The 21,129-nt window shown below is 71.8% G+C and carries 17 protein-coding genes; 11 read left to right on the top strand and 6 right to left on the bottom strand.

The window, feature by feature from the left end; all coding sequences use genetic code 11:
- Positions 1-63: 63 nt before the first annotated feature.
- Positions 64-2,097 carry a serine/threonine-protein kinase gene (locus tag C6Y14_RS10455; RefSeq protein ID WP_263973052.1) on the bottom strand — a complete coding sequence of 678 codons (2,034 nt, stop codon included), beginning with the start codon at positions 2,095-2,097 and terminating at the stop codon, positions 64-66.
- 240 nt (positions 2,098-2,337) lie between these two features.
- Between C6Y14_RS10455 and C6Y14_RS10450 the strand changes: the two genes are divergently transcribed.
- Positions 2,338-3,111, top strand: coding sequence for an LPXTG cell wall anchor domain-containing protein (locus tag C6Y14_RS10450; RefSeq protein WP_107016258.1), 774 nt, complete (start codon positions 2,338-2,340; stop codon positions 3,109-3,111).
- A gap of 174 nt (positions 3,112-3,285) precedes the next feature.
- A complete protein-coding gene (locus tag C6Y14_RS10445; RefSeq protein WP_225891013.1) occupies positions 3,286-4,698 on the top strand; it encodes an FAD-binding oxidoreductase in 1,413 nt (470 codons plus the stop codon).
- Here the strand turns inward: C6Y14_RS10445 and C6Y14_RS10440 are convergent.
- Positions 4,682-5,263 (bottom strand): biotin transporter BioY, encoded by a 582-nt coding sequence (locus C6Y14_RS10440; protein ID WP_107016257.1) that lies wholly within the window; start codon positions 5,261-5,263, stop codon positions 4,682-4,684. The two genes, C6Y14_RS10445 and C6Y14_RS10440, sit on opposite strands and share 17 nt — an antisense overlap.
- 538 nt (positions 5,264-5,801) lie before the next feature.
- Between C6Y14_RS10440 and C6Y14_RS10435 the strand changes: the two genes are divergently transcribed.
- From C6Y14_RS10435 to C6Y14_RS10400, 8 genes are all read left to right on the top strand, one after another.
- Positions 5,802-7,097 carry an ROK family transcriptional regulator gene (locus tag C6Y14_RS10435; protein ID WP_107016256.1) on the top strand — a complete coding sequence of 432 codons (1,296 nt, stop codon included), beginning with the start codon at positions 5,802-5,804 and terminating at the stop codon, positions 7,095-7,097.
- 341 nt (positions 7,098-7,438) lie between these two features.
- Positions 7,439-8,506 (top strand): ABC transporter substrate-binding protein, encoded by a 1,068-nt coding sequence (locus C6Y14_RS10430; RefSeq protein ID WP_107016255.1) that lies wholly within the window; start codon positions 7,439-7,441, stop codon positions 8,504-8,506.
- A gap of 5 nt (positions 8,507-8,511) precedes the next feature.
- Positions 8,512-9,432, top strand: coding sequence for an ABC transporter permease (locus tag C6Y14_RS10425; protein ID WP_107016254.1), 921 nt, complete (start codon positions 8,512-8,514; stop codon positions 9,430-9,432).
- Complete coding sequence (locus C6Y14_RS10420; protein ID WP_225890994.1) at positions 9,408-10,214, top strand: ABC transporter ATP-binding protein; 807 nt, start codon at positions 9,408-9,410, stop codon at positions 10,212-10,214. Before C6Y14_RS10425 ends, C6Y14_RS10420 begins: the two co-directional genes overlap by 25 nt.
- Positions 10,211-11,569, top strand: coding sequence for an LLM class flavin-dependent oxidoreductase (locus C6Y14_RS10415; RefSeq protein ID WP_107016253.1), 1,359 nt, complete (start codon positions 10,211-10,213; stop codon positions 11,567-11,569). The genes C6Y14_RS10420 and C6Y14_RS10415 overlap by 4 nt, the downstream gene beginning before the upstream one ends.
- Before the next feature lie 18 nt (positions 11,570-11,587).
- Positions 11,588-12,484 carry a TauD/TfdA dioxygenase family protein gene (locus tag C6Y14_RS10410; protein ID WP_107016252.1) on the top strand — a complete coding sequence of 299 codons (897 nt, stop codon included), beginning with the start codon at positions 11,588-11,590 and terminating at the stop codon, positions 12,482-12,484.
- A 128-nt stretch (positions 12,485-12,612) separates the two neighbouring features.
- A complete protein-coding gene (locus C6Y14_RS10405) occupies positions 12,613-14,028 on the top strand; it encodes an amino acid permease (RefSeq protein ID WP_107016251.1) in 1,416 nt (471 codons plus the stop codon).
- Between the two features lie 283 nt (positions 14,029-14,311).
- A complete protein-coding gene (locus C6Y14_RS10400; RefSeq protein ID WP_159074207.1) occupies positions 14,312-14,539 on the top strand; it encodes a hypothetical protein in 228 nt (75 codons plus the stop codon).
- Between the two features lie 21 nt (positions 14,540-14,560).
- Here C6Y14_RS10400 and C6Y14_RS10395 read toward each other — a convergent pair whose 3' ends face one another.
- On the bottom strand, positions 14,561-15,217 hold the full coding sequence (locus C6Y14_RS10395) for a mycothiol-dependent nitroreductase Rv2466c family protein (protein ID WP_107016249.1): 657 nt from the start codon (positions 15,215-15,217) through the stop codon (positions 14,561-14,563).
- 177 nt (positions 15,218-15,394) lie between these two features.
- On the opposite strand from C6Y14_RS10395, the gene pepN reads away from it, so the two are divergent.
- On the top strand, positions 15,395-17,995 hold the full coding sequence (pepN, locus tag C6Y14_RS10390) for an aminopeptidase N (protein WP_107016248.1): 2,601 nt from the start codon (positions 15,395-15,397) through the stop codon (positions 17,993-17,995).
- On the opposite strand, the gene C6Y14_RS10385 is transcribed toward pepN, so the two are convergent.
- From C6Y14_RS10385 to C6Y14_RS10375, 3 genes are read right to left on the bottom strand one after another with little or no spacing between them, the layout of a single operon-like run.
- Entirely contained in the window at positions 17,972-18,646 is a 675-nt protein-coding gene (locus C6Y14_RS10385) for a response regulator transcription factor (protein WP_199854690.1), read from the bottom strand. The two genes, pepN and C6Y14_RS10385, sit on opposite strands and share 24 nt — an antisense overlap.
- The gene (locus tag C6Y14_RS10380; protein WP_107016246.1) at positions 18,622-19,815 is read right to left on the bottom strand and encodes a hypothetical protein; all 1,194 of its coding nucleotides are present in this window, start codon (positions 19,813-19,815) and stop codon (positions 18,622-18,624) included. The genes C6Y14_RS10385 and C6Y14_RS10380 overlap by 25 nt, the downstream gene beginning before the upstream one ends.
- A complete protein-coding gene (locus C6Y14_RS10375; protein WP_107016245.1) occupies positions 19,812-21,014 on the bottom strand; it encodes a sensor histidine kinase in 1,203 nt (400 codons plus the stop codon). The genes C6Y14_RS10380 and C6Y14_RS10375 overlap by 4 nt, the downstream gene beginning before the upstream one ends.
- Positions 21,015-21,129: the final 115 nt, after the last annotated feature.

The raw sequence follows: 21,129 nt of genomic DNA, 5'->3' as shown, positions 1-21,129 counted from the left end.
ACGACGCCTCCGTGGTCCCCCGCCGCGGAGGCTTCGTCGTGTGCGGGATGCGCCGGGGTGCTGTCACAGGGGCGTGAAGCTCTTCTTGATGTTCTCGTAGACGCTCAGGGCCCGTTCCTCCACGTCCGGGTGGTACCAGGTGGTGAGCTCGTACGACTTCCCGTCGACGTCGAAGCCCAGCAGCCGGGCGTGCCAGGGCAGTCCCTTGGCCGTGACCGTGTACTCCCAGACGACGGCGGGCGCCCCCCGGAACGTGGTCTCCTCCAGCCGGATCCGCTGGTAGTCGAGGCCCTTGCTCGTGGTCTCCTCCGTCTTCTCCCACTGGTCCATGAGATCGCCGCGGGCCGGGGAGGCGTTGGCGAGGATCTCCTGCTTGCGGTCCGGTGACGTGTAGTGGACCTCGGCGCCGCTCTGCACGACCCGGTCCCAGCCGTCGGGCGGCACCCAGGCGTACATGCCCGCTTCCGTGCGGGAGCCCGCCGGGAGGCTCGGCGGGCGGGCGGTGCCCGCGACCGTGGGGGACGACGACGAGGAGGGGGACGCCTTGTCCTTGCCGTCGGGTGAGCCGCCGAGCATCGGGATGAGCAGGGCGGCCAGTGCTCCGGCGACGACCACGGCTGCGGCGGCGATCAGGCCCTTCCGGCCGCGGAGGCCGCGGGTCCGGTCACCGGTGCGCGGTGGTGCGGACGGGGTCGGGGCGGCGCGGGGCCTCGTGGGCAGCTCGGCGTTCCCGTCCGGCTCCGGGGGTTCCAGGGGTTCCGACGGCTCCGACACCCACGGCTGCGGCTGCGGCTCCGCATGCGGCGTCGGCGTCGGCGTCGGCGACTCCTGCCGCTCAAGCCGGACGCCGGGCGCGCGGAACGCCTGCCCGGGTGTCGCTCCCTCGGACGGCAGCTCGGGGGTGCCCTCGGGAGGGGCTTCCGAGGACGTGTTCTCCACGTCGGGGGGTGGTTCGGGGGTGGGTGCCTCCGGAGTCGGCGTGTGCCCGGCGGGTACGGCGTCCTCCACCGGCTCCGGGGGCGGGATGCGTACGTACAAGGGGGTCGGGCGCTCGGCCGGTGGGGGCTCGACCCGTGCGGGCTCGGGGGCCTCCGCCGCAGGGCCGGTGGCCGCTGGTTGCCCGGCCTCCGGCTCCGGCTCCGGCTCCGGCTCCGGCTCCGGCTGCAACTCTTCTTGGGGTTGAGGTTGCGGCTCGGGCACCGGCTGCGGCTGCGGCTGTTGGAGGGGTTCCGACCCGGGGTCCGGTGGCGGCTCCTGGGGCGCGGCCGGGGTGGGCTCCGGGGCTGCCTCCCCGGCGCCGGGGACCGCCACCGTCACCGTCAGTGCCGCCGTCCCCGTCGTGCCGTCCGCGGCCGGGCCGAGAAGTGCGGCCAGCTCCTCCAGCTCGGGGCGGTCCGCGGGGTCCTTGCGGAGCAGGGCCGTGAGCACGTCCCGCAACTCCCCCTCCCCCGCCGCGGAGGGGATCTCGGGCTCCTCGTACAGCACCGCGTGCAGGGTCGCGAGGGTCGTCGCGCGGGAGAACGGGGAGCGGCCGCCCAGGGCCGCGCAGAGCGTGGCGCCCAGGGACCACAGGTCGGACGGCGGGCCCTGCGGGCGCCCGGAGACGCGCTCGGGCGCCATGTAGTCGGGGGAACCGACCAGCATGCCGGCCATCGTGAGGGCTTCCGCGTTCTGGATGGCGGCGATGCCGAAGTCGGTGAGGACGACCCGGCCCGCCCGCCGTTCGATCAGGACGTTGCCCGGTTTGATGTCCCGGTGCAGGACACCGCCCGCGTGCACCTGGTCGAGCGCCGCCACCAGTTCGAGGCCGATCCGGGCCGTGGCGCGCGGGCTCAGCGGCCCGTCCTCCGCCACGACCCGTTCGAGGGAGCGGCCGTCGACCAGCTCCATCACGATCCACAGGCGCTCGCCCTCGTCCACGACGTCGTACACGCGCACCACATTGGGATGGTCGATCCGGGCGGTGGCCCTGGCCTCACGCAGGGTCCGTTCGCGGCGGGTCCTGGCGTCCTCCTGGTCCATGCCGTCTATGCGCATCTCCTTGACGGCGACCTGCCGGTCGAGCGTTTCGTCGACGGCCCGCCACACGCGTCCCATTCCTCCTTGTCCAATACTCTCGGCCAACCGGTATCGACCTGTTACCAGCAATCCCGGAATACCGCCCCTCGTTATTTCCGGCACCCCCGTTCCCCCCTTCAACACCTGCCACAGAAGAACCGCAAAGAAGCACAATGGCCACAACTTTGTGCCGCACCAGCATAGTGCGGAGAAATCTTGTGGTACCTCTTCAAGTACTGCGAATTCAGGCGCAGTCACGGGGTTACAAGGGGGACGAACATGAGTTCTCGTCGAAGGACGATCGCCACGGGATCGCTGCTCACCGCATCTTTCTCGGCGGTGATGATCTTTTCCTTCTCCGCCGGGGCGGACGATCCGGGACCGATGAGCGACAAAGGGGGAAAGGCCGTTGACGAAGCGCCCGCGGGTGTCAAGCTGACGACCTCGCTGCCCGAGAAGATCAGCGTCGACAACGGTTCGCAGGAGACGGCGATCACTGCCACGGTGAAGAATGGAGGGACAAAGGAGAGCGGTGCCGTTCGACTGCTCGTGGTCGGTTTTGACGGCCTCTCGGTCAAGAGCGTCAAGGGATGTTCGGAAATCGCCGAGAAAGATCTCCCCGAGGGATCGAACAGCGGTTTCGCCTGCGCCATCGACAGCCTGGCCGCCGGCAAGTCGAAGTCGTACGCCGTGGACGCGACGTTCGATCTGAAGAAGGAGGGCAAGATCTGCCTGCCCGTCCAGGACGCCGACGGCACGAAGACGTTCTGGCAGCAGGGCCCGGTCCCGTTCGGCGCCAACAACCCCTCGCCGAACGCGCCCGCGACGCCTCTGCTGCTCGGCACCGACAACAGCCCCGTCACCCCGGGTGGCGACGAGGCCGGTGGCTCCTCGGGCGACACGTCGGGCGACAAGTCCGGTGGTCAGGAACTGCCGAGGACCGGTCCGGCCGAGCAGATGCTGCCGCTCGGCGCGGCGGGCGCCGCGCTCATCTCCGCGGGAGTGGCGGGCCTGTGGTGGACACAGCGGCGCGACGGGCGGAGCGCGGCCTGACGTAGTCGCGAGGCCTGACGCAGTCGCGGGGTCGCGGAGGCGCGGGGGCGCGGGGGCGCGGGGGCGCGGGAAATGCTGACGGTGGGTGTCAGGTAATGCCGTCAGCATGACGTCCGTCAGCGAACCGGCAGCGCTTTCGAGCGCGCTTCGACCGCGAAGGACGTCCCCGTGAGTCTGCAGGACTTCATCAGCCCCGGCCGTACCGTCCTCGTGCCCGGTGACCCCGGGTACGAGGACGAAGTGGGCGGTTTCCAGACCGGGTTCGCCCAGCGGCCCGACGCCGTGTTCGCCGCCCGGTCCGCCGAGGACGTGGCCGCCGCGGTGACGTACGCGGCGGCGGAGGGGCTGCCTGTGGGGGTCCAGGCCACCGGGCACGGGCTGCCCGGCGACGCCGAGGGCGGGGTGCTGATCACCACACGCCGGATGGACGCGGTGACGGTCGACGCGCGGGCGCGCACGGTCCGGGTGCAGGCGGGAGTCACCTGGCGGCAGGTGGTCGAGGCGGCCGGACCGTACGGCCTCGCGCCGCTGAACGGCTCCGCGCCCGGCGTCGGCGCCGTCGCGTACACGCTGGGCGGCGGACTCGGCCTCCTGGCAAGGGAGTTCGGGTACGCGGCCGACCACGTCCGCTCCCTGGACGTCGTCACGGCGGACGGACGCCTCCGGCACGTGACCGCCGAAAGCTCTGAACCCTCCGACGACGGCGGGCTCTTCTGGGGGCTGCTCGGCGGCGGGGCGAACCTCGGGGTGGTGACGGAGCTGGAGATCGGCCTCGCACCGGTGTCCCGGCTGTACGGCGGGGCGCTCGCCTTCGACGGCCGCGCGGTGGACCCGGTGGCCGCGCTGCGTGCGTACGAACGCTGGACGGAGACCGTCCCGGACGCGCTGACCTCGTCGTTCGCGGCCGTACCCTACCCGGACGTGCCCGCGCTGCCGCCGCAGCTGCGCGGGCGGTACGTGGTCTCCGTGCGCGTCGCGTACACCGGCACCGCCGCCGACGGCGAGCGGCTCGTCGCCCCGCTGCGCGGGATCGGCCCGGTGCTCGCCGACTCGCTGCGCGAGATGCCGTACGCGGAGAGCAGCACGATCCACTCCGACCCGGACTTCCCGCACGCGTACTACGGGGACAGCGCGGTGCTCGGCACGCTGGACCCGGACGCCGTGGACCCGATGGACGCCGTGCACGTCGTGGACGCCATGGGTGAACTCCTCGCCCTGACCGGCCCGGACGCGCCCTCGATGTACGTCGTCCAGGTCAACCACCTGGGCGGCGCGCTGGCCCGGCCGCGGCCGAACGCCGTACCCCATCGCGAGGGCCGCTTCCTCGTACGGGTCCTCGGGGGCGTCGACGGCCCGGCCCGGGAACTGCTGCACCGGGCCCTCGCGACGGTGGAGCCGTGGACGATCGGGCGGGCGCTGAACTTCGCGTACGGAGCGGGCGGGACAGGTGGGGCGGACACCCTTGGGGCGCGGGGGCTGTACGACCCCCGGACGCGCGAGAGGCTCGCCGGGCTGAAGTCGCAGTACGACCCGGCGAACCTCTTCCGCAGGAACTACGGCGTGGCGGCGGTCAGCTCTCGCGCCTGACGAGCTTCCAGACGGCCGGGAGCACGCCCATCGCCAGGGCGGCCTTGAGCGCGTCACCGATGAGGAACGGGGTCAGGCCCGCCGCCACGGCCTGGGCGGTCGTCAGGTCGGCGACGACGGCCAGGTACGGGACACCGATCGCGTAGATGATCGCCTCACCCAGCAGCATCGCGCCCGCCATCCGGACCACCGAGCGGTCGGCGCCACGGCGGGCCAGGGCGCCCACGGCGGTCGCGGCGAGCAGCATGCCGAGGATGTAGCCGAAGGAGGCGGTGGCGCCGGAGGAGCCCTCCGCGAACCACGGCAGACCGGCGAGACCGAGCAGCGCGTACAGGGCGAGCGAGGCGAGGCCGCGGCCCGCGCCGAGCGCCGTGCCGACGAGGAGCGCGGCGAAGGTCTGGCCGGTGACCGGGACCGGGGAGCCGGGGACCGGGACCGCGAGCTGGGCGGCGAGGCCGGTGAGTGCGGCGCCGCCGGCCACGAGTGCGATGTCCCTGACGCGGGAGGCGGGGAGGAGGTCGGCGAGGACCTGGCGCGGGGTTGTCTGGGCGACGGCGGTGGTCATCGGGGCTCCGGCGGGGGGTGAGGACGGGGGTCGTTCGTGACGCTATCCCAGGGGGGTCGCGTCGATCTCCGTCAGTGGTCGACAAGGGGGTCGGCGGGGGTTGGTGCACCTTCGACAAAGGGTGCGCCGTACACCCGTGGGGGCGTGACGCTGGTCACGAAGGGGGTGTGATCCGGCGGGGGTTTTCCTCGCCCCCGCCGCCCCTACCCTTCCCGTCACTGCATGGGGGCTGCGCCCCCTCGCCCCCCTTTGCGCAGTTCCCCGCGCCCCTAGGTGTCTAGGGGCGCGGGGAAGTGCGCAATCTTTTGGGCCCGCCCCGGAGGCGGTGACGCCCTGGCCCGGCGGGGGCGTAGCGCCTACCCTCGTCGCATGGTCCCCCAAGCCGAGAACTTCGCGTCGCGTCGATACGTCGACCTGCGCCGCCAGGGCACGGCCACCTGTCGCCACCACTGAGGCGAGCGCGGAGGCACCCGCTCGCCTGGACGAGACAGACGTCAGACGTCGGCGCAGTGTCGGACCCTCCCCGAGGAAGTTCTCCATGCCCAGTTCCTCCCTCGCACCACCACGCCCTGTACGCCCCGCACGCCCCGGCGCCGTCGACAGCGACCGCCGCAGGACCAGCGCCAGCGCGGTCCTGCGGTCGGTCCTGGACCACGGCCCGGTGGCCCGCAGCACCGTCGCCCGGCTGACCGGCCTCTCCCCGGCCTCGGTCACCGACCACTGCGCCCGTCTCACCTCACTCGGGCTGATCCGGGAGGCACCGGGCCCGCGCCGGTCGAACGGCGTGGGCCGCCCCCACGTACCGGTCGACCTGGACGCCTCCCGGTTCGTCGTGGGCGGCGTCCACGTGGCCGTGCCGTACACCACGGTCGCCCTGCTGGACCTGCGCGGCCGGGTCGTCGCCGAGCGCCGGCTGAGTCATGACGGGGCCGCCGCCGAACCGGCCCGAGTGCTCGCGGACGCCGCCGCCGGGCTGCGGGCCCTGCTGACGGACGCCCGGGGCCGTACCCCCCTCGCCGTGGGCTTCGCGGCCGGCGGCTGGGTGGACCGGGACTCCGGGACCGTCGTGGAGCATCCGCTGCTCGGCTGGCGGGACATCCCTGTGCGGGAGGTGATCGGCGCGTACACCGGCCTGCCGGTCCATGTGGACGGTCACGCGCGGGCGCTGGTCAACGGGGAGCGGCTGTTCGGGGCGGTGGCCCGTGAGGGGCTGAGCCTGCTGCACCTGTTCGCGGGCAACGTCGTGGACGCCGCGTTCGCCACCCATGACGAGGTCCATCACGGCCCCCGTTCCCAGGCGGGGTCGATCGCCCATCTGCCGCTCGCGGGCGGTACGGAGGCTTGCGACTGCGGCCGGACCGGCTGCCTGCAGGCGGAGTTGAGCGAGCGGACGCTGTGCCGGCGGGCCCGGGAGGCGGGCGTCATCCGCAGCGCGAACCCCATGCATGTGCTGGCCGCCGCGGCGGGCGGGGACGCGGACGCCGTACGGCTGCTGCTGCACCGCTCCCGGATGACCGGGCGGGCCGTGGGGTTGCTGCTCGACGTGCTCAACCCGGACACGGTCGTCGTCACCGAGGTGGGCGCCATCCACCGGGAGGACTGCCTCGCCGCGCTGCGCGAGGAGGTCAGGCCCGACCGGGCGGCGGCCGTCGCGCCGACGAGCTTCCCGGACTCGGTGCTGGCCGTCGCGGGCGGCTCGGTGGCTCTGGACGTGCTCTACCGGGATCCGCTCGCCGCGTCCCCGGGCAGGCTCCGGGCCTCTTCGGTCTCCTCGGCGTCCCTGGTCTCCTCGGTCTCTTCGGTCTCTTCGGTCTCTTCACCGGGACCTATTTAATTCAGAAAATCCGAATGTTGACAGGCATCGCACCAGGCCAGGAGCATCGTGTCCATGAGCTGCCGCACCTTCTGTTGTTGACCCGCCCGAGCGTGGACACACCGAAGCGTTGACACGTCGACGCGCTGACGATCCGTTCCGTCCGCGCCGTTCGCGTCCGTCCGCGTCCGTTCGCCGCCTCCCGCCGCGTACCGCGCGTGTGTGCCGTCCCGCTCCCGCGCACCTCTCCTCCGCGTGTCCCGCCCTCCCCGGCCGCACCCCGCCGGGTTCTTCGCGCACCCTCCTGCCGTCCGCCGCAGCACGGCCCCGTGCACCGCCCCATGAATTCAGGGAGTCCTCCCATGCCACCTCTGTCCGCGTCCGGAGTCGACCGGCGGCTCTTCCTCTCCTCCCTGCTCGGCGCGGCCGCCGCTGCCGGGCTCAGCGGTTGCGCGGGCAGCAGCGCCGCCGACACCGGGTCCAAGGCGGCGGCGACCGCCCCGCTGGCCGACAAGGTCCCCCCTGGTACGAGCCTCAAGATCTCCTCCTACCAGGGCGTCCAGCAGCTGCAGTTCAAGCTCGCGGGGCTGACCGACCTGCCGTTCAAGGTGTCGTCCTGGGCGAACATCGGCGCCGGTCCCGACGTCATCAACGCCTTCCGCTCCAAGTCCCTGGACGTCGCCAACAACGCGGGCATCCCGCCCATCCAGGCGCACTACCAGGGGTACGACGCGAAGATCGTCGCGATCAACCTCACCCGCAAGCCCAACTACCTGTTCGCCACCAAGCCCGGCAGCGACATCCGGTCGGTCGACGACTTCAAGGGCAAAAAGCTGGCGTTCTCGCAGGGGCAGGCCCAGGGCGTCGTCCTGCTGCGGGCGCTGAAGCAGGCCGGGCTGGCGTACGACGACGTGGACCTGGTGCCGCTGACCAGCAACCAGTTCCTCACCGCGCTCCAGGCGGGCCAGGTGGACATCGCCCCGCTCGCCAACAGCCAGTCGCCCGCTTACCTCAAGCAGTACGGGTCCAAGGGCGCCCACACCATCCCCACCGACGTCGTGGACCTCCTCAGCCTGCTGTGGGCGCCCACCTCCGTGCTGGCCGACAAGGCGAAGGCCGCCGCGGTCGCCGCGTACATCCCGCGGTGGGCCAAGGGCCAGGTGTGGGCGTACGAGCACCCCGACGACTGGAACAGGGAGTTCTACGTCAGGACGCAGAACCTCAGCCTCGCCCAGGCGGAGGCGATCACCGAGCTGGCCAACAAGCCGCTGTTCCCGCCGAGCTGGGACGAGGCCGTGAAGTGGGAGCAGGAGACCGCGGACCTGCTGGCCGAGGGCGGCTTCGTGAAGGGGTTCGAGGTCGGCTCGCTCTTCGACCGCCGCTTCGAGGGCATCGCGGCGAAAGCCGTCTCCGCCGAGTACCGGAAGTGAGCGCGATGACCACCACCACCGCGAGCACCACCGGCGCGACCACCGATGCGACCGCACCCGCCGGGTCCGCGGGTGGCGAGACCGCCGGGACCACCGGGACCACCGGGACCACCAAGGCCGCTCCCCCGGTACGGCGGATCAAGCGGCGCCGCCGCGGCCTCTCCCCCGGCAAGCGGCTGCCCGCCTCCCGCCTCATCGGACCCGTCCTGTTCTTCGCGCTCTGGGCCGCCGCCTCCGCCGCCGGGCAGCTGGACACGAACGCGATCCCCGCGCCCTGGACGGTCCTGAGGACCGCGGGTCAGCTGTGGAGCGACGGCACGCTCTCCACCGACATCCTCACCTCGCTGCAGCGCGCCGGCACCGGGTTCTCCCTCGGCCTGACCGCCGGGGTGGTCCTCGCGCTGACGGCCGGGCTCAGCCGGGTCGGCGAGGCGCTGATCGACGGGACGGTCCAGCTCAACCGGGCGATCCCGACCCTCGGTCTGATCCCGCTGTTCATCCTCTGGCTGGGCATCGGCGAGACCTTCAAGATCGCGATCATCGCCATCGTCGTCTACATCCCGATCTATCTGAACCTGTACTCCGCGCTGTCCGGCATCGACCACCGGTTCGTCGAACTCGCCGAGGTGCAGGGGCTGTCCAGGCTCCGGTTCATCCGGGAGATCGTCATTCCCGGCGCGCTGCCCGGGTTCTTCGTGGGACTCCGGCTCGGCGTCACCGGCTCCTGGCTCGGTCTGGTGGTGCTGGAGCAGATCAACGCCACCAGCGGCCTCGGTTACATGATGTTCCAGGCCCAGAACTACGGCCAGACGGATGTGATCCTCGTCGGCCTGCTCATCTACGGGATCTTCGGCCTGGTCTCCGACAGCGCGGTCCGCCTCATCGAACGGAGGGTGCTGTCATGGCGACGCACACTGAACAGCTGACGTCCCGGCCCGGCCTGGCCGACCCGACGGCCCCGGCGGCTCAGGCCGCTCCGGCCGTCCGGCTCAGGGGTCTCACCCGGTCCTTCGACGGGCGGACCGTCCTCGACGACGTGGACCTGGACCTGCCGGCCGGGCAGCTCACGGCCCTGCTCGGGCACAGCGGCTCCGGCAAGAGCACCCTGCTGCGCGCCATCGCGGGACTCGACCACGAGGTCGCCGGCAGTGGTGAACTGAGCGCCCCGGACCGGGTGTCCGTGGTCTTCCAGGACTCCCGGCTGCTGCCCTGGCGCCGCGTCCTCGACAACGTGCTGCTCGGCACCGACGGCAAGAAGGCGGCGGAGCGGGGCCGTGCCGCGCTCGCCGAGGTGGGTCTCGCGGGGCGCGAACGGGCCTGGCCCAACGAGCTGTCCGGCGGCGAGGCGCAGCGTGCCGCCCTGGCCCGGTCCCTCGTGCGGGAGCCCGAACTCCTGCTGGCCGACGAACCGTTCGGCGCCCTGGACGCGCTGACCCGGATCAAGATGCACGGTCTGCTGCGCGAGCTGTGGGAGCGCCACCGGCCCTCCGTGCTCCTCGTCACGCACGACGTGGACGAGGCGATCGTGCTGGCCGACCGGGTGCTCGTCCTCGACCAGGGCCGCATCGGCCTCGACCTGACCATCGACCGCGCGCATCCGCGCTCGTACCGCGATCCGCTGCTCGGCGAGTACCGCGAGCGGCTGCTCGCCGCGCTCGGCGTGAAAGAGGACCACGCGGGCCGGCAGAACCAGGAGAACGACCAGTGACCCGACGCCGGCTGCACCTCAACGCCTTCCTCATGAACACCGGCCACCACGAGGCCTCCTGGCGGCTCCCGGAGAGCGATCCGTACGCCCATGTGGAGCTGGACCACTACGTCCGGCTGGCGCGTACCGCCGAGCGCGGCACCTTCGACTCGCTCTTCCTCGCCGACGGACCGCAGCTGTGGAGCAATCTCGCGCAGCGGCCGGCCAGCGCCCTGGAGCCGCTGACCCTGCTGACCGCGCTGGCGACGGCCACCGAGCACATCGGTCTGATCGCCACCGCCTCCACGTCGTACAACTCGCCCTACAACCTGGCCCGCAAGTTCGCCTCCCTGGACATCATCAGCGGGGGCCGGGCGGGCTGGAACATCGTCACCACGGCCGGTGCCGAGGCCGCCCGCAACTTCGGCCTGGACGCGGAGCCCGCGCACGCCGAGCGGTACGCCCGTGCCGCCGAATTCCTCGATGTGGCGCTCAAGCTCTGGGACAGCTGGGAGGACGACGCGATCGTCGCCGACAAGGCGGCTGGCGTCTGGGGCGACGACACGAAGATCCACCCGCCCCGGCACCGGGGGAAGTACTTCGGTGTCGAGGGTGCCCTCAACGTGCCGCGCTCGCCGCAGGGTTACCCGCTGCTGGTGCAGGCAGGCTCGTCGAAGGACGGCAAGTCGTTCGCGGCCCGGTACGCCGAGGCGGTGTTCACCGCCCAGCAGACCCTGGAGGACGCGCAGGACTTCTACGCCGACCTCAAGGCACGGACGGTGGCGGCCGGCCGGAACCCCGACCACATCAAGGTGCTGCCCGGCATCGTCCCGGTGATCGGCTCCACGGAGGCCGAGGCACGTGCGAACGAGCAGGTGCTGGAGGACCACATCGTGTACACGCACGGCGTGGACCGCCTGGAGGGGCTGCTGCAACTACCGTCGGGGACACTGGAGTTGGACGGGCAGCTCCCCGCCGACCTGCCGCCCGAGAGTTCCATCGAGGGTGCCAAGAGCCGCTACACGCTCGTCGTGGAACTCGCCCGGCGCGAACGCCTCACCGTGCGGCAGCTGATCGGGCGGCTCGGCGGCGGGCGCGGACACCTGACCTTCACCGGCACACCCGAGCAGGTCGCCGACGCCGTCGAGGAGTGGTTCACGCTCGGCGCCGCCGACGGCTTCAACATCATGCCCGCGGTCCTGCCGTCCGGCCTCGAAACGTTCGTCGACCACGTCGTCCCGCTCCTGCGCGCCCGCGGTCTGCTGCGCGAGGAGTACGGCCCGCGCCAGACCCTGCGCGCGAGATACGGCCTCCCCCGACCCGCCAACCAGCACGTCTCCCCGGCAGCCGGCTCCCCGGCGCTCGCCCGCGTCTGACACCCGAGAGGAATCTTCATGACCGACATCGAGATCCAGAAGGTCACCGCGCGGATCGGCGCGCGGATATCCGGCGTCGACATCGCCAAGCCCCTCGACGAGGCGACCGTCACCGCCTTGCGCGGCGCCCTCGACGAGCACAAGGCGCTGGTCTTCGACGACGTCGACCTGGACGACGAGGGCCAGCAGGCCTTCGCCCGGCACTTCGGCGACCTCACCACCGCCCATCCGACCGTGCCCGCCGTCGAGGGCGCCCCGAACGTGCTGCCCGTCGACAGCGAGCGCGGCCGGGCCGCCAACCACTGGCACACCGACGTCACGTTCGTCCTCAATCCGCCGCAGGCCAGCACCCTGCGCAGCATCACGCTCCCGCCGTACGGGGGCGAGACGCTGATCGCCAGTTCGGCCGCCGCCTACCGCGATCTGCCGGAGCCGCTGCGCCGGCTCGCGGACACGCTGTGGGCCGAGCACACCAACGACTACGACTACGCGGTGCCGGACGAGGAGATCGACGCGGCGCACGCCGCCCAGCGCGCCCAGTTCACGTCCATCACGTACCGCACCGCCCACCCCGTGGTCCGGGTCCATCCGCTGACCGGTGAGCGCGGGCTGTTCATCGGCGGCTTCGCGCAGCGGATCGTGGGGCTTTCGGCGGGCGAGTCCCGCAAGATCCTCGATCTGCTCCAGGCCTATGTCGTACGGCCCGAGAACATCCTGCGCCACCGCTGGTCGCCGAACCAGCTGGTCCTGTTCGACAACCGGATCACCCAGCACTACGCCATCGACAACTACGACGGTCTGCCGCGCCGCCTGAACCGGGTGACGGTCGCCGGTGACGTGCCGGTCGGCATCGAGGGCAAGGAGAGCCACTCGATCGCGGGCGACGCCTCGCACTACACCCCGGTCGCCGCGTAGTCGGGGTATCACCCCTGGTGGCGGGCGTGTCCGGATAGTGGACGGCCCCTTCGTGCGAGCGGAGGGGCCGCCCAGACTGTGGGCGTTTTTGCCCCGTCTCAGTCGCACGCAAGGGACCACCCCCACTCATGTCCCGTACCACCGAGGAGGTCGCGCCCGGTCCGCCCGGCGCCGGCGTCCCGCCCTCGTCCTCCCTCACCCACGGCCTCAAGCAGCGCCATCTGTCGATGATCGCCCTCGGCGGGGTGATCGGCGCGGGTCTGTTCGTCGGCTCCGGTGCGGGCATCGCCGCGGCGGGCCCGTCGATCGTCGTCGCGTACGCCGTCTCCGGTCTCCTCGTCATGCTGGTGATGCGGATGCTGGGCGAGATGTCGGCCGCGTATCCGTCGTCGGGCTCCTTCTCCGCGCACGCCGAGCGGGCCGTCGGGCCGTGGGCGGGGTTCACCGCGGGCTGGGCGTTCTGGGTGCTGCTGTGCACGGCCGTCGGGCTGGAAGGCATCGCCGCGGCGAAGATCATGACGGGCTGGCTGCCGGGTACGCCGGAGTGGGCGTGGGTGGCCCTGTTCATGGTCGTCTTCTGCGCCGCGAACCTCGCCGCCGTCAGGAATTTCGGCGAGTTCGAGTTCTGGTTCGCCGCGCTGAAGGTGGGCGCGATCGCCCTGTTCCTGGTCCTCGGCGTCCTGGCGATCACCGGGACACTGCCCGGCACTGACTCGCCCGGCATGACCCGTCTCACCGGCGAGGGCGGCTTCCTGCCGAACGGCGGCGAGGGGCTCGTCGTCGGCCTGCTCGCCTCGGTCTTCGCGTACGGCGGCCTGGAGACGGTGACGATCGCCGCGGCCGAGTCGCGGGACCCGGTCCGGGGCGTCGCGAGCGCCGTACGCACCGCGATGTGGCGCATCGCGCTCTTCTACATCGGCTCGATGGCCGTCATCGTGACGCTCGTCCCCTGGAACTCCGCGGCCGTCGTCGAGAAGGGCCCGTACGTCGCCACCCTCGACCAGCTGGGCATCCCGGGCGCCGGGCCGCTCATGAACGTCGTCGTCCTCGTCGCCCTGCTGAGCGCGATGAACGCCAATGTGTACGGGGCCTCGCGCATCGCGTACTCGCTGGTGGAGCGGGGCCAGGGGCCGCGAGCCCTCGGCCGGGTCTCCGGCGGGGTGCCGCGCGTCGCCGTGCTCGCCTCCTCGGTGTTCGGCTTCGGCTGCGTGCTGCTCAGCTACTGGCGGCCCGAGGACGTCTTCCCCTGGCTGCTGAACATGATCGGCGCGGTGATCCTGGTCGTCTGGATCTTCATCGCGGTCTCCCAGCTGCGGTTGCGGCGGCAGCTGGAACGGGAGTCCCCGGAGCGGCTCGCCGTACGGATGTGGGCGTTCCCGGTGCTGACGTGGGTGGCGCTGGCGGGCATGCTGGCGATCTTCGTCCTGATGGCACGGGAGCCGGACACGCGGGTGCAGCTGTACGCGACGGGCGGGATGACGCTGTTCCTGGCGGCGGTCGGCCATGCCCGGCAGCGGCGGCTGAGGGCGCGCGCCGCGGGCTGACGGGGCCTTCGGCCCACCGGTCGGCAAGCGTTGAAGGGCCCTCGCACGGAGAACGGTTCGTGCGGGGGCCCTTCCGCGTGCTCGACCACGCGCCTCCACCCTCTTGCTGCTAGCCTGCATTTGCAAGAGACTTGCAATAAGGCTCTCGAAGAACCCCGGAGCGCCCTGCCTCGTGATCGTCTTCTCACCTTCACGCGGGCGGGTGGATGGACGGAAGGCCCCCGCGAGGACGTGACTCGCGGGGGCCTTCCGGTATGGGGGGGCTCCGGGTGATTCTTGCGGGATGCCGATGAGGAGTTGCATCACCTGCAAGAGCCCCGAGGAGGAGCACCGCTTCCTGGAGCCCAAGGAAGCGGCCTGGCTCAAGAAGCACCTGGACCTGAAGAACGTCGACGGGTTCATGGTGTGCCTGGCCCCGCTGGACGACGGGGCCAAACAGTGCCGCAACGTGCGTAAGTACTTCGTCGAGAGGCCTTTCAGGGAGCCCCTGCGCCTGCCCGAGCCGGAGTGACGTCCATCGGCCGGCGCCGGACTACAGGTTGCTGAAGTCCGGGCCCTTCGTGCGGGAGCGCTTCAGCTCGTAGAAGCCCTCCACCGAGGCGACGAGCAGCGTGCCGTCCCACAGCTTGGCGGCGTCCTCGCCCTTGGGGGCCGGGGTGACGACAGGGCCGAAGAAGGCGATCTGCTCGCCGTCGGCGCCGGGGACCGCGATGACGGGCGTGCCGACGTCCTGGCCGACCTTGTCGATGCCCTCCTTGTGGGAGGCGCGCAGCTCGGTGTCGAACTCGAAGTCCTTCTGGTCCGCGTAGTCGATCAGGTCCGCGGGGAGGCCGACCTCGTCGAGCGCTCCGGCGATCGCCTCCCGCGTCGGGCCCTGGCCGTCGTTGTGGATGCGGTTGCCGAGCGCGGTGTAGAGCGGGCCGAGGATGTCGGCGCCGTGCTTCTGCCAGGCGGCGGTCACCACGCGGACGGGCTCCCACGCCGAGGTGGACATCATCTCGCGGTAGTGGTCGTTCAGCTCGTCGAGCTTCGGCTCGTTCAGCACCGCCAGGCTCATGATGTGCCAGCGGACCTCGATGTCCCGGACCTTCTCCACCTCCAGGACCCAGCGTGAGGTCATCCACGCCCACGGGCACAGCGGGTCGAACCAGAAGTCGACCGGAGTCTTGGCGGAAGTCTGCTCAGACATGGTTCTCCTCGTTGGGGGGACGCCGGTGCCCGGCACCTTGGGGCCACCAGGCTCATGTTCAACGCGATCGGTCGCTCGTGCCATTCCCGGGTGCCCGGCGTCAGGGGCACATGACAGGATCGGTCCTGTTCACACGTACCCATCACGTATCCATGACGCCACGAGGGAGTGCCGCCCGTGCCCGGTGAGAATCTGTCCCGCGACGAGGCCCGCGAGCGGGCAGCACTGCTGTCCGTCGAGGAGTACGAGGTGTCCCTGGACCTGCGCTCCGCGGTGGGCGGGACCGACACCGAGCCGCGTACGTTCCGGTCGGTGACGACCATCCGGTTCCGCAGCGCGGAGCCGGGCGCCACGAGCTTCGCGGACCTGATCGCGCCGGGCGTCACGGCCGTCTCGCTGAACGGCAGGGATCTCGACCCGGGTGCGGTCTTCGACGGCTCCCGCATCCTCCTGGAGGACCTGGCCGAGGACAACGAGCTGGTGGTCGACGCCCAGTGCGCGTACAGCCGCACCGGCGAGGGCATGCACCGCTTCGTCGATCCCGAGGACGGCGAGGTCTATCTCTACACGCAGTACGAACCGGCCGACTCGCGCCGGGTCTTCGCCAACTTCGAGCAGCCCGACCTCAAGGCGCCGTTCCGCTTCGAGGTACGGGCCCCCGAGGACTGGGTGGTGTGGAGCAACGGCGTCGGTGAACTGACCGACGGGGTGTGGAAGTTCGCGGGCACCAAGCCCATCTCGACGTACATCACGGCCGTCGTCGCCGGTCCGTACCACTATGTGACCGACTCGTACGAGCGGGTCCTCGACGACGGCACGCGGCTGGAGATCCCGCTCGGCGCGCTCTGCCGCAAGGGGCTGGCCAGGCACTTCGACGCCGATGACGTCTTCCTGGTCACCAAGCAGGGCCTCGACTTCTTCCACGACCACTTCGACTACCCGTACCCCTTCGGGAAGTACGACCAGGCGTTCGTGCCGGAGTACAACCTCGGCGCGATGGAGAACCCGGGCTGTGTGACCTTCCGCGAGGAGTTCATCTTCCGCGGCAACGTGACCCAGGCGTCGTACGAGCGCCGGGCGAACGTGATCCTGCACGAGATGGCCCACATGTGGTTCGGCGACCTGGTGACCATGGTGTGGTGGGACGACCTGTGGCTCAAGGAGTCCTTCGCGGACTTCATGGGCGCGTTCTCGCTGGTCGAGGCGACCCGCTTCGAGAACGGCTGGGTCACCTTCGCCAACAACCGCAAGGCGTGGGCGTACCGCGCCGACCAGCTGCCCTCCACGCATCCGGTCACGGCCGACATCCGCGACCTGGAGGACGCCAAGCTCAACTTCGACGGGATCACGTACGCCAAGGGAGCGGCGGTCCTGAAGCAGTTGGTGGCGTACGCGGGACGGGACGCGTTCCTGGAGGGCGCCCGCCGCTACTTCAAGCGGCACGCGTACGGGAACACGCGCCTCGGTGACCTGCTGTCGGTCCTGGAGGAGACGAGCGGGCGGGACATGGCGGCCTGGTCGCGGTCCTGGCTGCAGACCGCCGGCGTCAACTCCCTCACCCCGCAGGTGCTCCTCGACGCGCAGGGCCGGGTCGGTGAGCTGACGGTTCTCCAGGAGGCCGCCGAGTCGCACCCCGAGCTGCGGCCGCACCGGGTCGCGGTGGGGCTGTACCGGCGGGAGGGCGCGGACGGTGCGCTCGTACGGTACGCGCGCGCCGAGGTCGACGTCGACGGGCCGCGCACGGTCGTCGGTGAGCTGGCCGGGGCCGACGCCCCCGAGCTGGTCCTCGTCAACGACGACGACCTCACGTACTGCAAGATCCGCTTCGACGAGGGATCACTGGACACCCTGCGGGCCCATCTCGGAGACCTCACCGACCCGCTCGCCCGCGCCCTGTGCTGGTCGGCACTGTGGAACCTGACCCGCGACGCGCTCATGCCCGCGCGGGACTTCGTCGACCTGGTGCTGCGTTTCGCGGGCCGCGAGTCGGACATCGGCGTGCTCCAGACGCTCCACGCGTGGGCGAACTCCGCGCTCACCTTCTATGTCGCGCCCGAGTGGCGGGCCACCGGCGGGCGGCTGCTCGCCGAGGGCGCGCTGCGCGAGCTGCGGTCCGCCGGGCCCGGCAGCCAGCACCAGCTGACGTGGGCGCGGTTCTTCGCCGCGGTCGCCTCCGGCGAGGACGACCTGCGGTTGCTGCGGGAGCTGCTGGCGGGGACGGAGAAGGTCGACGGGCTCGAAGTGGACCAGGAGCTGCGGTGGGCGTTCCTGGAACCGCTCGCCGCGCACGGTCTCGCGGACGAGTCCGTGCTCGCCGCGGAGCTGGCCCGCGACGACACCGCGTCCGGGAAGCGGCATCAGGTGCGGTGTCTGGCGGCGCGGCCGTCCGCGGCGGTCAAGGCGCAGGCGTGGGCCGCCGTGGTGGAGTCGGACTCGCTGTCCAACGCGCTGGTGGAGGCGACGATCGGGGGGTTCGCGCAGGCCTCCCACCGGGAGCTGACCGCTTCGTACGCGGCGAAGTACTTCGATGTGATCGAGCGGGTGTGGGCCGAGCGGTCCATTCAGATCGGGATGGATGTGGTGCGGGGGTTGTTCCCCTCGCTGCAGGACTCCGCCGGCACGGTGGCGGCCGCCGACGCGTGGCTTGCCTCCCATGGGGAGGCCGCGCCCGCGCTTCGGCGGCTGGTGCTTGAGGCTCGGGACGATCTGGGGCGTGCGTTGCGGGGGCAGGCGTGTGACGGGGCTGCCGCCGGTTCAGTTCCCGGTGAAGGCCGCTGATTCGTAGCCCGTGATGTCGTCGGGGGTCACCAGGCCGTCCTCGATGGCTCGGGCCAGCATGTCGGCCTTGGTCGGGGCGGTTCTGCCGACCTGGGCGTACTTGACTCTCGCCCGGCGTATGTAGATGTCCACCGTGTGGACCGAGACGCCCATGCGCCGGGCCACCGACGCCTTCGACATGGACTGGAACCACCATAAGAGAGCGGTACGTTCCTGGGAGGAGAGGCGGGGCCGGCTCGCGCCGCGGTCACCGACGAGGACCCCGGCGGCGGTCGGGGTGACGTAGGGCCTGTCGCCCGCCGCCGCCAGCACCGCGTTCACGAGGTGCGCCCGGCCCTCGTTCTTCGCGACGAACTCGCACGCGCCGGCCTCCAGCGATTCGAGGACCACCCGCTGCTCGGTGAACTGCGAGAAGGCGATGACCCGTTGACCCGCCGCGGCCAGCGTGCCGATGTCGTCGACGACGAGGCGGCCGTGCAGGTTCAGATCGAGAATGAGGACGTCCACGGCACCGGGCTGCACCTCCACGGCTTCGCCGGTGTGCCGTACCGAGATCCGCGGCTCCTGGGACAGCCAGGCCTGGATGCCTTCGATGACGACGGGGTGGTCGTCGACGACGGCAACGCTCAGGGAGCCGGGCTGAGCGGCCATCGGGTTTCCCACCACAGCTGTTCCTCCTCCTGGTCGTACGTGGAGGATGTGGTGAGAAGGCCCGTCGGTTCCCCACGCGTCCCGGCGGCCGCGTCGGCCACCACGCTCACCGCGACCTCCTCGGGTGTGGTCACCACGGTCAGCCGTGCCCGGGTGACGGCGGTCGCCAGGACCAGCAGGGTCCCTTCCGCCAGTTCGCGGCGGACGGCCGGGGGCAGGTCGGGCAGTTCGCCGTAGCTCAGCAGGGTGACGCGTACGCCCCGCCGCTCGGCGACGTCGGCGCAGGCCCGCAGCTCGTGCAGGAGCGGGTGCGGGGTGTCGTCCGTCTCCACGAACAGCCTGCGCAGGCGGGCCGCCTCGACGGCCGCGCGACGGCGTACGACGGTGTCTGACGGGTCCAGGCGGCTTTCGGCGAGACCCCGCAGCAACGGTTCCACCCTGATGCGCAGATACGCGTAGCGGCGCCGGCGCTCGGTGTGCACGGTCTCGTCGGCGGTGGCCCGTGCGAGGTGCTCCGCCTGCGCGGCGGCGATCTCGGTGGCCTCCCGCGCACCGTCGTCGAGCTGCCTCACCAGATACGCGAAGGTCAGCTGGATCCCGGCGGTGACGTACACCGAGGCCAGCAGACGGGACAGGGTGACGTGGTCGAGTGCGCCGTCGGCAGCCAGGAAACCCACCGTGACGGCCGTGTTGGCGCCGAGCAGGGTGATCAGTTCCCACAGCGGGCGCCGCATCAGGAGCAGCATGCCGAACCAGCCCACGGTGTTCCACGCCCAGCTCGCGTCGCTGATCGCCCCGCCCGGCGGGTAGGCGGTGGCGGCGACGACGCCGGTGACCAGCGCCGCCCCCGCGAGGATCCGCGCGGTGCGCGCGCCGAGCGCGGAACGCAGCAGCAGGACGGACCCGACCGTCTGGATGAGGGTGAGGGCCAGCCAGGCGCCCGCGGCGACGGCCGGCGGCTCGTACACCGGCCAGCTCTTGAGCACCCGCATGGAGTCCAGGCCCAGGTGCCAGACGCCGACGATCGCCACCAGCCCGAGGTCGACGACCTTCCCGAAGCGGGTGGCGACCACGCCCTCGGCGACGTCCTCGGTGACGTCCTCGGTGCTGTTCTCGGTGCTGTTCTCGGTGCTGTTCTCGGTGCTGTTCTCGGCCGCGTCGGCAGTCATGGTTCCCACCTCAGCAGGACTCGTGTGCCGGAGCCGGGGGACGAGGTCGCACGGGCGCTGCCGCCCACCGCGGTCATCCGGCCCAGCACCGATTCGCGCAGACCGCGCCGGTGGGCGGGAACGGCCCCGGGGTCGAACCCGCGTCCGCTGTCGCGTATCTCGACGGCGACGCCCCCTTCCCCGGCGCGTCGGGCCTCGACCCGGGCGGCGCGGGTGCCGGCGTGCCGGGCCACGTTGGCCAGGGCCTCGGCGGTGCCGTGCGCGAGGGCTTCCACGACTTCGTGGGGCAGGTCCAGCGGCGGCACGTCGAACTCGATGTCCAGCGCGGGCAGGCCGATGTGCCGCGTCAGTACGACGGTACGCAGGGCGACATCCAGTGGCGCCGGGCCGTTCGCCACAGCGCGTGCCGTGTGGGGGTGTGCCCGCAGGCCCTCGATGACGGCCAGGTCGGCCGCGGCCCGTCGCGGCAGCGCGGCGGAGTCACGGGTGATGCTGCCGGTGCCCACCATGGTGAGCGTGGCGAGCACGGTGTCGTGCAGCAGCCGCTGCTGGTCCAACTCGTCGGTGCGGGCGGCGGACCGGGCGCGTTCCGCCGCGCGGGCGGACGCCTCCTCGGCCAGCGCGAGGTCCGCCCTGCGCGCTCCGCGTTCCAGCAGGGCCACGACGGCGGCGGCGAGCAGCCCCTGGAGCACCAGCACCACGGAGGCGTCCCGTACACCGGCGCCCACCGCGTGGGCCGCCGCGATGGCGATCGTCGAGGCCGCCGCCAGCGGCAGGCGCAGGGTGAACTGGGCGATGAGCACTCCGGTGCGGGCGACCATGTCGATCCATCCGGAGCCCGCACTGGCTTCCAGGACCTCGGCCGGGACCAGGCCGCCCTGCGCCAGGCAGAGCGCCACGACGATGACGGTGTCACCGGCGTAGAGCCAGGTACGAGGATGCGGCCTCAGCGTCAGGACGGTGAACAGACCGCTCCACACCAGCAGTCCGACGACCGCGACGGCCACCCACTCCGACCGGGCGGGCGGTGCGAAGCCGACCACGGCGACCACGGCCGCGCCGAGGGCACCGGCGGCACGCAGGACAGCGGCCAGGCGCGCGAACCGGCGCCGGAGTTGGAGCTGGGCGGGTCCTTGCGCCGGGGCGCCGCCTTCACCGGAGGAATTCCCGCTTCCGCCGAGAAAGGCAAGGGGATTCACCCCGGTCCTCACAGTTTTTCCCCCGCATACGGATGAGATCTGTCCGTCAGCGTAGACGAACGCGACCGCGCAGGACAGAGGCGTGGAGGCGAAGAGGCCTGGCGGGGCAGGGGCG

It is taken from the genome of Streptomyces dioscori (assembly GCF_003024195.1).
GTDB classification, from domain to species: domain Bacteria; phylum Actinomycetota; class Actinomycetes; order Streptomycetales; family Streptomycetaceae; genus Streptomyces; species Streptomyces dioscori.
Note: the sequence above shows the minus strand (reverse complement) of the source record. Positions and strands in the feature narration are given on the sequence as shown.

Coding starts and splice junctions, on each gene's coding strand:
- C6Y14_RS10420 (WP_225890994.1), top strand. CDS start 9,408: ATGGCGACGCACACTGAACAGCTGACGTCCCGGCCCGGCCTGGCCGAC.
- C6Y14_RS10410 (WP_107016252.1), top strand. CDS start 11,588: ATGACCGACATCGAGATCCAGAAGGTCACCGCGCGGATCGGCGCGCGG.
- C6Y14_RS10380 (WP_107016246.1), bottom strand. CDS start 19,815: ATGACTGCCGACGCGGCCGAGAACAGCACCGAGAACAGCACCGAGAAC.
- C6Y14_RS10455 (WP_263973052.1), bottom strand. CDS start 2,097: ATGGGACGCGTGTGGCGGGCCGTCGACGAAACGCTCGACCGGCAGGTC.
- C6Y14_RS10400 (WP_159074207.1), top strand. CDS start 14,312: ATGCCGATGAGGAGTTGCATCACCTGCAAGAGCCCCGAGGAGGAGCAC.
- C6Y14_RS10435 (WP_107016256.1), top strand. CDS start 5,802: ATGCCCAGTTCCTCCCTCGCACCACCACGCCCTGTACGCCCCGCACGC.
- C6Y14_RS10395 (WP_107016249.1), bottom strand. CDS start 15,217: ATGTCTGAGCAGACTTCCGCCAAGACTCCGGTCGACTTCTGGTTCGAC.
- C6Y14_RS10450 (WP_107016258.1), top strand. CDS start 2,338: ATGAGTTCTCGTCGAAGGACGATCGCCACGGGATCGCTGCTCACCGCA.
- C6Y14_RS10405 (WP_107016251.1), top strand. CDS start 12,613: ATGTCCCGTACCACCGAGGAGGTCGCGCCCGGTCCGCCCGGCGCCGGC.
- C6Y14_RS10440 (WP_107016257.1), bottom strand. CDS start 5,263: ATGACCACCGCCGTCGCCCAGACAACCCCGCGCCAGGTCCTCGCCGAC.
- C6Y14_RS10385 (WP_199854690.1), bottom strand. CDS start 18,646: ATGGCCGCTCAGCCCGGCTCCCTGAGCGTTGCCGTCGTCGACGACCAC.
- C6Y14_RS10430 (WP_107016255.1), top strand. CDS start 7,439: ATGCCACCTCTGTCCGCGTCCGGAGTCGACCGGCGGCTCTTCCTCTCC.
- C6Y14_RS10425 (WP_107016254.1), top strand. CDS start 8,512: ATGACCACCACCACCGCGAGCACCACCGGCGCGACCACCGATGCGACC.